Genomic DNA, 11,736 nt, shown 5'->3' with positions numbered 1-11,736 from the left:
GAAACATATACTGTAGATCGTCATCAAAACTGTTTCTGGGTGGAGAACAGGCATGACGAAATGGGTTTACACCTTCGGTGGAGGCAAGGCCGAAGGGAGTGCGGGGGATCGCAACAGGCTCGGCGGCAAGGGCGCGAACCTTGCCGAAATGTGCAATCTCGGCCTGCCGGTTCCTCCTGGCCTGACGATCGTCACGGATGCCTGCAACAGCTATTTCGACAACGGCCGGACGATGCCCGAAGGTTTGCGCGAGCAGGTGCGCGAGGGCATTGCCCGCATGGAAGAGATCACCGGCCGCACCTTCGGCGATACCACCCATCCATTGCTTCTGTCGGTCCGTTCGGGCGCACGCGCCTCCATGCCCGGCATGATGGACACGGTCCTCAATCTCGGCCTCAACGACCAGTCGGTGCATGCGCTCGGCCATGATGCCGGCGACGCGCGCTTTGCCTGGGACAGCTACCGCCGCTTCATCCAGATGTATGGCGACGTCGTGCTCGGCGTCGATCACGAGATCTTCGAGGAGATACTGGAGGAAGAAAAGGCGCGGCTCGGCCACGAGCAGGATCCGGAGCTATCGGCCGTCGAGTGGCAGCACGTCATCTCGCGCTACAAGGAGGCGATCGAGGAGGTGCTCGGCGAGCCCTTTCCGCAGGATCCGGAGGTCCAGCTCTGGGGCGCGATCGGCGCGGTCTTCTCGAGCTGGATGAACCCGCGCGCCATCACCTACCGCCATCTCCACGCCATTCCTGCCGCCTGGGGCACCGCCGTCAATGTCCAGGCGATGGTGTTCGGCAATCTCGGCAATTCGTCCGCAACCGGCGTCGCCTTCACGCGCAACCCGTCGACCGGCGCAAAGGAACTCTACGGCGAGTTCCTGGTCAATGCACAAGGGGAGGACGTGGTCGCCGGCATCCGCACGCCGCAGAACATCACCGAGGCCGCCCGTATCGCGTCCGGCTCCGACAGGCCGTCGCTGGAAAAGCTGATGCCTGAGGGCTTCGCCGAGTTCGAGACGATCTGCCAGACCCTCGAGCGCCACTACCGCGACATGCAGGATCTCGAATTCACGATCGAGCGCGGCAAGCTCTGGATGCTGCAGACCCGGTCCGGCAAGCGCACCGCCAAGGCCGCGCTGAAGATCGCCGTCGACATGGCCGAGGAGGGGCTGATCTCGAAGGAAGAGGCGGTGGCGCGCATCGATCCGGCATCGCTCGACCAGCTCCTGCATCCGACCATCGACCCGCATGCCCGCCGCGATATCATCGGATCGGGGCTGCCGGCTTCGCCGGGTGCGGCGACGGGCGAGATCGTCTTCACCTCCGAGGAAGCGGTGCAGGCCGTCAAGGAAGGGCGCAAGGTCATCCTGGTTCGCGTCGAGACGAGTCCGGAGGATATCCACGGCATGCATGCGGCTCAGGGCATCCTGACGACGCGCGGCGGCATGACGAGTCACGCCGCGGTCGTCGCCCGCGGCATGGGCACGCCCTGCGTCTCCGGCGCCGGCAACATCCGCGTCGATCAGCGCAATGAACTGTTGATCACTCAAAGCGTGACCTTGAAGAAGGGCGACGTGATCACCATCGATGGATCGTCGGGCCAAGTGCTGAAGGGCGAGATCGCCATGCTGCAGCCGGAGCTTTCGGGCGATTTCGGCAAGATCATGCAATGGGCCGATCAGAGCCGCCGCATGACCGTGCGCACCAATGCCGAGACGCCCGCCGACGCGCGCGCCGCCCGCTCCTTCGGCGCGGAAGGGATCGGGCTGTGCCGCACCGAGCACATGTTCTTCGAAGACGACCGCATCAATGTGATGCGCGAGATGATCCTCGCCGAGGACGAGGATGGCCGGCGCGCCGCCCTTGCGAAGCTCCTGCCGATGCAGCGCTCCGACTTCGTCGAATTGTTCTCGATCATGCACGGGCTGCCGGTGACGATCCGACTTCTCGATCCGCCGCTGCACGAATTCCTGCCGAAGACCGACGAGGAAATCGCCGAAGTCGCCGGCGGTCTGTCGCTCGATCCGACGCATCTGCGCCAGCGCGTCGATGCGCTGCACGAGTTCAATCCGATGCTCGGCCATCGCGGTTGCCGCCTTGCCATCTCTCATCCGGAAATCGCCGAAATGCAGGCGCGCGCCATATTCGAAGCGGCCGTCGAGGCGGCGCGCGTGACCGGCGCGCCGGTGGTTCCCGAGATCATGGTGCCGCTCGTCGGACTGCGCTCCGAACTGGACTATGTCAAAGAGCGGATCGATGCCGTCGCCAAGGAGGTGATCGCCGAGTCGGGCATCGGCATCGACTATCTTGTCGGAACGATGATCGAGCTGCCGCGGGCGGCCTTGCGCGCCGACGTCATTGCCGAAGCGGCCGATTTCTTCTCCTTCGGTACCAACGACCTCACGCAGACCACCTTCGGCATTTCGCGCGACGATGCGGCCCAGTTCCTTGCTACCTACCAGCAGAAGGGCATCATCGAGCAGGATCCCTTCGTCTCGCTCGACTTCGACGGGGTGGGCGAACTGATCCAACTCGCCGCCGAACGCGGCCGCCGCACCAAGAACCGCCTGAAGCTCGGCATATGCGGCGAGCATGGCGGCGATCCCGCTTCGATCCGCTTCTGCGAGGAGGCTGGCCTGGACTACGTTTCCTGCTCGCCGTTCCGCGTACCGATCGCCCGGCTGGCCGCCGCCCAGGCGGCGATCAACGGCAACAGCAAGGCGGAGGTGCTGGCGGCGGCGGCAAGTTGACGGCTGTCTACGCCCGCCTCTGCCTCCGACCTTGGGCGCTCCGTCCTCGTCAATACCAATACGGTCTTCGCAAAAGGATGTCGCTTTCGTAGCGGAAGGCGCGCGCTTCGGCGCGACGGTCGAGTTCAATGCGCTGCAGGCAGGTGGCAAACGCATCCGTGCCGCGGCGAAAGCCGTAGGAGGCGCAGGTTGTTTCGTCCCGTGCGCGCCGCTCCTGCGGCGTCATTGTCTGGCACCCGGCAAGCACCAAGCCCGCGGCGGCGAGTGTCAGCAGTCTCGTTGTCATCACAGTCATTCCTGCCTCCTGATCGGCGCTCGCTCGCGGAACAGAAATCGGCGGGGTGTCGGTTCGTCCACTGCGCAACGAAGTTGCAGCAGGAAGGGACGCATGGGTAAGGGTCCGCAGGCGCGATTCAACGGAAGCAAGAATAGCATGCGTTCGCCGCGCGATGGACGTTCAATCTCGGCTTGCTTCAGATGCGCTCGAGCACGCCGACGAAGGCTTCGGCGAAGCTCACGAGGCCGGTTGTGCGCTCGCCCGGTTGCTCGACACGGATCGAGCTTCCATCCTCCTCGAGGCATACGAAGAGAATCGTCGGCGTCTCGCCATCGATCTGGCCATGGCGAAGGACGGCGATCGTGAGGCAATTATCCACGAGACCCGAGGCCGGCAGGACGAAAAGGAACTCGCCGCCGATATCGTCCGCCACGGTGCGGACAAAGGCCGAAAAATCGTCCTTGTTGCCGGAAAAACGGTCGAGGGAAAGCTCAAGCTCGAGCAGCGCCATAGGAAGGCCAGCGTCTCCGCCGGGAGGCGGCGGGGCAGCGACGGCGATTTGCGAGCGTGTCTCCGATGCAGTCATCTCTCTCTCTCCGTTGTAACCGCGCCTCAAATCCCTTGGGCGCTGGTCCGTGCCGGCAAATACGGCACGCCCGGTCAAATGCTTTGCTGAAATAACTGGTTAACGAGAATGGCGAATTTGCGGCAGAAGTACAACTGCTGCGCTCATACCCTATTCGGACGAATTCAATGCGTGCGAAGGCTGGTGGTTCCCACGGAAACGGCCATGGTCTAAGAAGACGGGTCTGTTCGCCGCGGGGATTGATTCCGTTTTATGATGGTCCGGTACGAGCGTCCCTATTCCCATGCCGCCCACTGGGCACGACGGTTCGCCCGCATAGGCTTCGTGATCTTCGTGCTGTCGCTTGCCGCGCACCGCTTCGGCCCACTGACAACCCCACATTTTCTGGCGCTCGCCGCCTTCGCCGTGGCCTTCGCCCTGCTGGCCGTTCTGCTTGCTGCCGTCGGTCTGACGCGCCTCTGGCAGGTCGCGGCAATCGGCGGGACAGCTTCCGTCTCGGCGCTGTTCCATGCGGCGCTGCCGCTCGGTTTCTTCGGCTACGGGGCCGTGCAATATCTGACGCGGCCGGCGATCTACGATGTCAGCACCGATACGCTGACGCCACCACCCTGGATCAATGCCCCAGTCGCCGAAGAGAGCTGGATGAAGCGAAAGCCGATCGTGACGCCCGAGGATCGCGAGGCGCAGATCGCAGCCTATCCAGGGCTTACAGGGCGACGCTACGACGGCGCTCTCGACCGCGTTTTCCAGGGCGTCCGCAAGGTCGTCGAGGAGACCCGCATCGCCACGACCGCGGAGCTCGGCGTCGAGAACGCGCGCGCCGATCTCGAGGATCTCGCCGTAGGGGCCGGGGCAGGGGCAGATACCAACAGGGAACCGGAGGTCGTTCCCGTTCCGGCGACGCGCCCGGCGCCCGATATCGATGGCGGCATGCCTGGGCGGCGCTCCAGCGATATCGTGCTGCAGGGCGAATGGCGCACGCTGATCGTCGGCTTTCGTTTCGACGTGCTGATCCGGCTGCGCGAGGAGGCGGAGACGACGCTCGTGGACCTGCGCGTCGCCTCGCGCGACGGCCAGCACGATCTCGGCATCAGCGCCAAGTTCGCCGAAGAGTTCCTGCGCGCGCTGGACGCGGAACTCCTGGGGATCGCCGGGGATTAGAGGTCGCTCAGGCGGCCAGCCGGTATTCGCCGAGGAGCGACGGCGGACCGTCGGTCTCGACGCGGCCCTGCTCGATCAGATCCTCGATATGGGCGAGCACCGAAAGCGCCGCTGCGCCGTGGAGCCGCGGATCGGTCGAGGCGTAGATCACCTTCACCATGTCCGGGATCGTCCGGTCCCCGGCCCGCAGCCGTTCCAGCACGGCGCGTTCGCGCATCTTGCGATGCGCCTTGAGCGCCCGCAGGAAGGAAGGAGGCTCGCCGACCGGGCCGCCGTGGCCGGGCAGGTAAAGCCGGTCGTCGCGCAGGAGCAGCTTGTCGAGGGAAGCCATGTAGTCGGCCATGGCGCCGTCCGGCGGTGCGACAATGGTCGTCGCCCAGGCCATCACGTGGTCGGCCGAGAAGAGAATGCCGGTGCCGTCGAGCCCGAAGGCCATGTGATTGGCGGTGTGTCCCGGCGTGGCGATCGCCGTCAGGCTCCAGCCGTCTCCCTCGATCCGCGCGCCGTCATGAAGCGCGATGTCGGGCACGAATTCCATGTCCGAGCTTTCGGCGAAGGGATTGGTCTCGCCGGCGTGCAAGGGCCGGGCGGCCCGATGCGGCCCTTCGCCGACGATGATGGCGCCGGTCGCTTGCTTGAGCCGGCGGGCGAGTGGCGAGTGGTCGCGATGCGTATGGCTGACGGCGATATGCGTCACCTCGCGCCCTTCAAGCGCCGCCATCAGCGCCTGAAAGTGCGCCTCGTCCGCCGGCCCCGGGTCGATCACCACGACCGAGCGGCGGCCGACGATGTAGGTGTTCGTGCCATGAAAGGTGAAGGGACCAGGATTGTTGACGGTGATCCGCTCGACGCCTTCCGCCACCGTCACCGCCTCGCCATGGGCGGGTTTGAAGTCGAGGTCGAATTCCGGTCCCTGCATTGCGCTTACCTTCACTTCTACCCGATCTCGATGAAGGGAGCTGCCCCTCACCCTAGCCCTACCCTAGCCCTCTCCCCGCTCGCGGGGAGAGGGGACTGGGAGGGCGCGGCTTCTCCCTTCTCCCCGCCCGCGGGGAGAAGGTGCCGGCAGGCGGATGAGGGGCGAGTCGATCCCGACGAGCGGTATTGGTTCGATATTCACTCGCCGGCGACAATAGGCCAAAGGGTGGCAGGAGGAAACGGGTACGCTCGTCGGAATCTACGCGATCACGATCTTGCCTTCTCAACCGCGGATGTTTCGGACGGAGGGCAGGAACGACCAACAAAATATGCGCGCAAGGCGAAGTTAAGCATTGTGAGCACGCACGAGCTTTGCTAATCAGGCGCTCGATTTGGCGAGCGGATGTCTCGCCATTGGTGGGGCGTAGCCAAGCGGTAAGGCAGCGGTTTTTGGTACCGCCATTCCCTGGTTCGAATCCAGGCGCCCCAGCCACCGCCAACTGACTTCCCTAAGATCATAAGAAAACCCGCCGACTTTCGTCAGCGGGCCTCCCAGATGAAAGCTGTGCGCGGCCTCACTCCGCCTTGGCGCCACCCAAAAACTCCTCGCACCAGCTCGGGCCGGTCGGGCGCTTGCGGTCGCCGGCGATGCGGATCGAGCGGATCACGTAGTCGGAGGAGACGGTGAGCTGGACGGCGCAGCTCAGATATTCGGTGCGGGCGGCTGCGATCCTCTTGCCGCGCTTGCCGTCGGCGGTCTTTTCGTATTCGGCCGGGATCCTGCGGGTCTTGTAGCCGCCCTTCCAGCTATAGACGGTATCGCTGCCGGCTTCGACGTCGGAAATCGGCGGCCCGAACTGGGCGAAGAAGGCGCCGGCCGGCTGGCCGAGCCAGCGCTTCTCGACCTCGTTTCTCGCCACCCCGGTCGTCGTCGTGCAGCCGGCGAGAACCAGCGCAATGCCGGCCGCCGTCATCATGCGGAAATTCATGTTTCTACCCCTATGGTCTGTGCCCGAATTCTGCGGCGCGGAAAGGCCGGAGCCCCCCGGATTTCCCTGCGTTCAGGCGAGGCTCTAGCGCCAAAAACGACGAAAGAAAATCGTTGTGCGACCTTGCGGTCGAGGAAAATCCGGAGCGTTGCAGAAACGCCCTATTGCCACGCATGGGCGAGAGCGTGACGGGCGTTTCACCCGCCCAATTTTTTTGGACGAGGCGGCGTTCTTTTTTGAGATAGGCGCTTGTGAAAACGAAAATGCTGTTCTATAGAGGCGCCGCTGGTCACGGAGTGTAGCGCAGTCTGGTAGCGCACCACGTTCGGGACGTGGGGGTCGCAAGTTCGAATCTTGCCACTCCGACCAGCCAAATCAATCACTTAGTAGGCTGTATTTGCGGCATCCGGTGCCGCCGGAGACGACCGCGCTCGACGCGAAGTTCGTCGCGGCGTGCTCAAACTTCCGGACGCCCGTCACGCCTTGCCGCCCTCAGCAGATCCAGTTCACGCACCAGCCTGCGCATGAAAAAGGGGCCGCTTGGCCCCTTTTCACGTCTCGGGATTTTCCGCTCACTCATCGATCGCATCGACGATTTCGATCGCCTTGGCGGCGGTGACGCGGCGGACCTCCGCGTCTTCGCGGCGGTTCGCGAAGATTTCGGTTGCCATCAGCTGGTCGGCAAGATCGGCCGGCAGCGACAGGATCACGCGGCTGTCCTCGGTGTGGATGCCGCCGATGGCGGCGCGCTTGGCGGTGATCATGCCGCCCGCCACCGTGTTGTTGGTGTCCGGATCGATCAGGATGAAGGCGCCGGTCGTGCGGTTCTGTTCATAGGCGTCGAAGATCGCCTGCTCGTCGAAGGCAAGATGCACCTTGCCGATGGCGTTCATCGGCAGCTCGTCGGCATGGTTCCACTTGCCGGACTTCAGGTCGAGCTGGCTGATCGGCTGGACCTGAACGCGCTGGCGGCGGCTGCCGGACTTCAGCCAATAGCGCTTGCCCGGCTGGATGCCTTCGGCCTGCAGCGCCACGAGCTGCGCGTCGAAGGCAAGCCCGGTCATCGGCTGGCTGTCGATCGCCGCGATCATGTCGCCGCGCGAAACGTCCACCTGGCGGTCGAGCACGAGGGTGATCGCGTCGCCGGCAACGGCAGCGTTGCGCACCAGGTCGAAGGTGACGATCTTCGTCACGTTGGCGACCATGCCGGAGGGCAGGATGACGACGGAGTCGCCGGGCTTCACCGAACCGCCGGCCACCGTGCCCTGATAGCCGCGGAAGCTTTCGCCCGGGCGCGAGACGCGCTGCACCGGCAGGCGGAAACCGACGGTCTGGGCCGAGCGGGTCGTTGCGAGTTCCAGCACCTCGATCAGCGTCGGGCCTTCGTACCAGGGCATCGAAGCGCGGCCGTCATAGACGACGTTCTCGCCCTTCAGCGCCGAGACCGGGATGGCGGTCACCTGGCGGACGCCGAGCGACAGGGCGAGTTCCTTGAACTCGTGCGAGATCTGCTCGAAGCGGCTGCGGTCGTAGTCCGTCAGGTCGATCTTGTTGACGGCGAGCACGAACTGCTTGATGCCCATCAGCGTCGCGATCGTCGCGTGCCGGCGGGTCTGCTCCAGCAGGCCGACGCGGGCATCGACGAGCAGCACGGCGAGGTCGGCTGTCGAGGCGCCGGTCGCCATGTTGCGGGTATATTGCTCGTGGCCGGGCGTGTCGGCGACGATGAAGGAGCGCTTGTCGGTCGAGAAATAGCGATAGGCGACATCGATGGTGATGCCCTGTTCGCGCTCGGCCTGCAGCCCGTCGAGCAGCAGCGCGAAATCGGGCAGGCCGAGATCGTTCTGCTTGCCCTTGGAATCGCGCTGAAGGCTCGCGGCCTGATCTTCCTTGACCGCCTTGGTATCCCAGAGCAGCCGGCCGATCAGCGTCGACTTGCCGTCATCGACGCTGCCGCAGGTGATGAGGCGAAGCGGGCGGGAATCGCGCGCGACCCGAGCCGGTTCCTGCGACGGGAGGGCAACGGCCGTTTCGTCCAGGGCTGCGTTCGCTAGTGCCGGTGCGGTCATCAGAAGTATCCTTCGCGTTTTTTCTTTTCCATCGAGCCGGCCTGGTCGCGGTCGATGGCGCGGCCCTGGCGTTCGGAGACGGTCGCGGTTTCAAGTTCGGAAATGATGTCGTCGAGCGTCGTCGCATTGGAGCGGATCGCGCCCGTCAGCGGGAAGCAGCCGAGCGTGCGGAAGCGGATGACTTCCTCGCGCTTCGCTTCACCTGGAAGCAGCTCGAGGCGCGGATCCTCGGCAAGGATCATCATGCCGTCGCGCTCGACGATCGGGCGCTTCTTGGCGAAGTAAAGCGGCACGATCGGGATCTCTTCCGCCTGGATGTAGCGCCAGATGTCGACCTCGGTCCAGTTGGAAAGCGGGAAGGCGCGCACGCTTTCGCCCTTGCGGATCATGCCGTTATAGACGTTCCAGAGTTCTGGGCGCTGGTTGCGCGGGTCCCAACGATGATCCGGCGTGCGGAACGAGTAGATGCGCTCCTTGGCGCGGCTCGCTTCCTCGTCGCGCCGCGCGCCGCCGAAGGCGGCGTCGTATTGGCCGGCATCGAGCGCCTGGCGCAGCGCTTCCGTCTTCATGATGTCGGTATAGAGCGCCGAGCCGTGCGAGAACGGCGTGACGTTCTCGGCCGCGCCGCGCGGGTTGGTGTGGGCGACGAGGTCGAGGTCGTATTTTTCGACCATCTCGTCGCGGAACGCGATCATCTCGCGGAACTTCCAGCCGGTATCGACGTGCAGGAGCGGGAAGGGCACGCGACCGGGATAGAAGGCCTTGCGCGCCAGGTGCAGGAGCACGGAGGAGTCCTTGCCGATCGAATAGAGCATCACCGGGCGCTCGAATTCGGCGGCGACCTCACGGAAGATGTGGATCGCTTCGTTTTCGAGGGCCTTCAGATGCGGATCAAGCGGTGGTTTCGTGCTCTGCGGGTTATGCAATTCCGTTTCCGGATGGATGTGGGGCATTTCGAACTCCGGGGAGGATACTTGTCTCTTGGCTGCGGCGTGCCCTCAGGCGGCGCTGCTGGCATTGGGGATAATGGAGGAAGCCGCTTCGGCCACGTGCAGGCCGCATTCGCGCTTCTCGTCATTCTCCCACCACCAGCGGCCGGCGCGTTCGGGCTCGCCCGGCTTGATGGCGCGCGTGCAGGGCTCGCAGCCGATCGACGGATAGCCGCGGCTGTGCAGCGGGTTGACGGGAATGGCCTCCGCGGCGACATGGGCGCGGATCGTCTCGATGTCCCAATCCGCCAGCGGATTGATCTTGATGAGGTCGCGCTCGGGGTCGGCTTCGGCAAAGGGCGTCGTGGCACGATTGCCGGACTGGCCGCGGCGCAGGCCGGTGATCCAGTAGCTTGCCCCTTCGAGCGCGCGCGCAAGCGGCTTCAGCTTGCGCACGCCGCAACAGGCATGCCTGGCCTCGACGCTCTCGTAGAAGCCGTTCATGCCGAATTGCGCCACATAGGTCTCGATATCGGCCTTTTCAGGGTGGTAGCGCTTGATCAGGATGCCGTAGGTTTCCTCGGTCTCGTCGATGAGGGCGACCGTTTCGTTGAACAGCCGACCGGTTTTCAGCGTCGCGACCTCGATGTCGAGGCGATTGGTGCCGATCGCGGCGGTGATCACCTGATCCTCGATGCCGAGCGACGTCGTGAAGACCGCCCGGCCTTCGAGACCGGCGACCATGGCCAGGCGCCCGGCAAGATCGAGGCTTTCGAGCTTGTCGTTCAGGGCCTTTGCTTCGGCTTCGAGGGATCGCGTCGTCATGGCTGCATCCTGTTGCAATTTGCACGGAATATCGCAGCCGTTTGTGACAAAGGACAGAAAAACGGATTTCTATTGCTCAAGGATCAGAGCAAATATCTCTCTGATCCATAAAGTTCTAAGAAAACCTAGTAATTTAGTAGATTATCTCTGCCCGGAAGCAAGGGTGCGAAGATGCATTCCTCCCAGGGCCAAGAGGCGCCGGCCGTTCAAGAATTGTTGAAGGCCCTGTCCTTTCGCGCCATCTGCTCCAGCTTGTGCTTGATCAATGCGGGAGAAAGAAGGGAGACGGAGAATGATCCAATCCTTATCCAGGCGCGCCATCCTTGGAAGCGTCCTCGGATTGCTTCTGGTGACGGCCGCCTATGGTCACCACGGCTGGTCCTGGGCGGAGGCCGACCAGATCGAGCTTTCGGGCACCATCCGCGAGATCTCGATGGCGCCGCCGCATCCGACGCTCAGGGTCGAAACGAAGAATGACGGCCTCTGGCTGGTCGAACTCGGCAATCCGCGGCTGACCGAACGCTCCGGCTTCGTGGAGGGCGCTGCGAAGGTCGGCGACCCGATCGTCGCGCTCGGCAACCGCTCGCTGGATCGAAGCGAGAAACGGATGAAGGCAGTCCGGATCACGGTGGCGGGAAAGGTCTATGACATCTATCCGGAGCGCATACGGACGAACTGATGGAGGATGTGCTGGCCTGGATCGGGACGCTGCCCTTCGCCCTCGCGATACGGCGCTCCGCGACCCTCTACATCTTCGTCAATGCCGCGCATATCCTGTCGATCGGGATAATCATCGGCGCGATCCTGCCGCTTGACCTCAGGCTTGTCGGCCTCGTCCCGGCGGTGCCGGTCGAGATAGTCGGGCCGTTCCTCTCGCACGCCGCAGCCGCCGGCGTTGCGCTGGCGGTCGCCACCGGCTTCTGTCTCTTCAGCGTCAATCCGCTTGAATACGCCGGGAATCCAGCCTTCCTGACGAAAATCACTCTGCTCGCCCTCGGGGTCACCAATGCGGTGCTGTTGCATCTGACGCCGCAGTGGCGCGCCGCCGTCAAAGGCGGTCCGATTTCCTTGAGGATCCGCTTGTCGGCGCTGCTGTCCATGATGATCTGGACCAGTGCCGTCGTCGCCGGCCGCTGGATCGGGTTTTTGCTGGAGTAATTGGGATCGAGAGTTGAACGCGACGTCGCGTTTCCGGCTACCCCTCCCCACCCCCTCCCCACAAGGGGGAGGGGC

11 protein-coding genes and 2 tRNA genes are annotated in these 11,736 nt (G+C 64.3%); 6 read left to right on the top strand and 7 right to left on the bottom strand.

What is annotated here, in order from left to right; genetic code table 11:
- Positions 1-52 precede the first annotated feature (52 nt).
- On the top strand, positions 53-2,749 hold the full coding sequence (ppdK, locus tag AU381_RS07445; RefSeq protein WP_064241110.1) for a pyruvate, phosphate dikinase: 2,697 nt from the start codon (positions 53-55) through the stop codon (positions 2,747-2,749).
- Between the two features lie 49 nt (positions 2,750-2,798).
- On the opposite strand, the gene AU381_RS07440 is transcribed toward ppdK, so the two are convergent.
- Complete coding sequence (locus AU381_RS07440; protein ID WP_064241109.1) at positions 2,799-3,044, bottom strand: hypothetical protein; 246 nt, start codon at positions 3,042-3,044, stop codon at positions 2,799-2,801.
- 178 nt (positions 3,045-3,222) lie between these two features.
- Positions 3,223-3,612, bottom strand: a complete 390-nt coding sequence (locus AU381_RS07435; RefSeq protein ID WP_064241108.1) for a hypothetical protein — start codon at positions 3,610-3,612, stop codon at positions 3,223-3,225.
- Positions 3,613-3,864: 252 nt separating this feature from the next.
- Here AU381_RS07435 and AU381_RS07430 point away from each other — a divergent pair, with 252 nt between their 5' ends.
- On the top strand, positions 3,865-4,773 hold the full coding sequence (locus AU381_RS07430; RefSeq protein ID WP_064241107.1) for a DUF1499 domain-containing protein: 909 nt from the start codon (positions 3,865-3,867) through the stop codon (positions 4,771-4,773).
- A 7-nt stretch (positions 4,774-4,780) separates the two neighbouring features.
- On the opposite strand, the gene AU381_RS07425 is transcribed toward AU381_RS07430, so the two are convergent.
- Positions 4,781-5,692, bottom strand: a complete 912-nt coding sequence (locus AU381_RS07425; protein WP_064241106.1) for an MBL fold metallo-hydrolase — start codon at positions 5,690-5,692, stop codon at positions 4,781-4,783.
- A gap of 417 nt (positions 5,693-6,109) precedes the next feature.
- On the opposite strand from AU381_RS07425, the gene AU381_RS07420 reads away from it, so the two are divergent.
- Positions 6,110-6,184 (top strand) — tRNA-Gln (locus tag AU381_RS07420).
- An 82-nt stretch (positions 6,185-6,266) separates the two neighbouring features.
- Here AU381_RS07420 and AU381_RS07415 read toward each other — a convergent pair.
- Entirely contained in the window at positions 6,267-6,680 is a 414-nt protein-coding gene (locus tag AU381_RS07415; RefSeq protein WP_064241105.1) for a hypothetical protein, read from the bottom strand.
- 292 nt (positions 6,681-6,972) lie between these two features.
- Here AU381_RS07415 and AU381_RS07410 point away from each other — a divergent pair.
- Positions 6,973-7,049, top strand: a tRNA-Pro gene (locus AU381_RS07410).
- A 203-nt stretch (positions 7,050-7,252) separates the two neighbouring features.
- On the opposite strand, the gene cysN is transcribed toward AU381_RS07410, so the two are convergent.
- Genes cysN through AU381_RS07395 form a run of 3 tightly spaced genes read right to left on the bottom strand, consistent with a single transcriptional unit; the run spans position 7,253 to position 10,560 of the window.
- The gene (gene cysN, locus AU381_RS07405) at positions 7,253-8,749 is read right to left on the bottom strand and encodes a sulfate adenylyltransferase subunit CysN (RefSeq protein WP_064241104.1); all 1,497 of its coding nucleotides are present in this window, start codon (positions 8,747-8,749) and stop codon (positions 7,253-7,255) included.
- Positions 8,749-9,702: a sulfate adenylyltransferase subunit CysD gene (gene cysD, locus AU381_RS07400; protein WP_064241103.1), complete on the bottom strand. Its 954-nt coding sequence runs from the start codon at positions 9,700-9,702 to the stop codon at positions 8,749-8,751. Before cysD ends, cysN begins: the two co-directional genes overlap by 1 nt.
- Positions 9,703-9,747: 45 nt before the next feature.
- On the bottom strand, positions 9,748-10,560 hold the full coding sequence (locus tag AU381_RS07395; protein ID WP_425288616.1) for a phosphoadenylyl-sulfate reductase: 813 nt from the start codon (positions 10,558-10,560) through the stop codon (positions 9,748-9,750).
- Positions 10,561-10,795: 235 nt separating this feature from the next.
- On the opposite strand from AU381_RS07395, the gene AU381_RS07390 reads away from it, so the two are divergent.
- Complete coding sequence (locus AU381_RS07390; protein WP_064241101.1) at positions 10,796-11,182, top strand: DUF6152 family protein; 387 nt, start codon at positions 10,796-10,798, stop codon at positions 11,180-11,182.
- A complete protein-coding gene (locus AU381_RS07385) occupies positions 11,182-11,661 on the top strand; it encodes a DUF6644 family protein (RefSeq protein ID WP_064241100.1) in 480 nt (159 codons plus the stop codon). Before AU381_RS07390 ends, AU381_RS07385 begins: the two co-directional genes overlap by 1 nt.
- Positions 11,662-11,736 lie beyond the last annotated feature (75 nt).

The sequence above is a fragment of the Sinorhizobium glycinis genome (assembly GCF_001651865.1).
In the GTDB taxonomy this organism is placed as follows: domain Bacteria; phylum Pseudomonadota; class Alphaproteobacteria; order Rhizobiales; family Rhizobiaceae; genus Sinorhizobium; species Sinorhizobium glycinis.
Note: the sequence above shows the minus strand (reverse complement) of the source record. Positions and strands in the feature narration are given on the sequence as shown.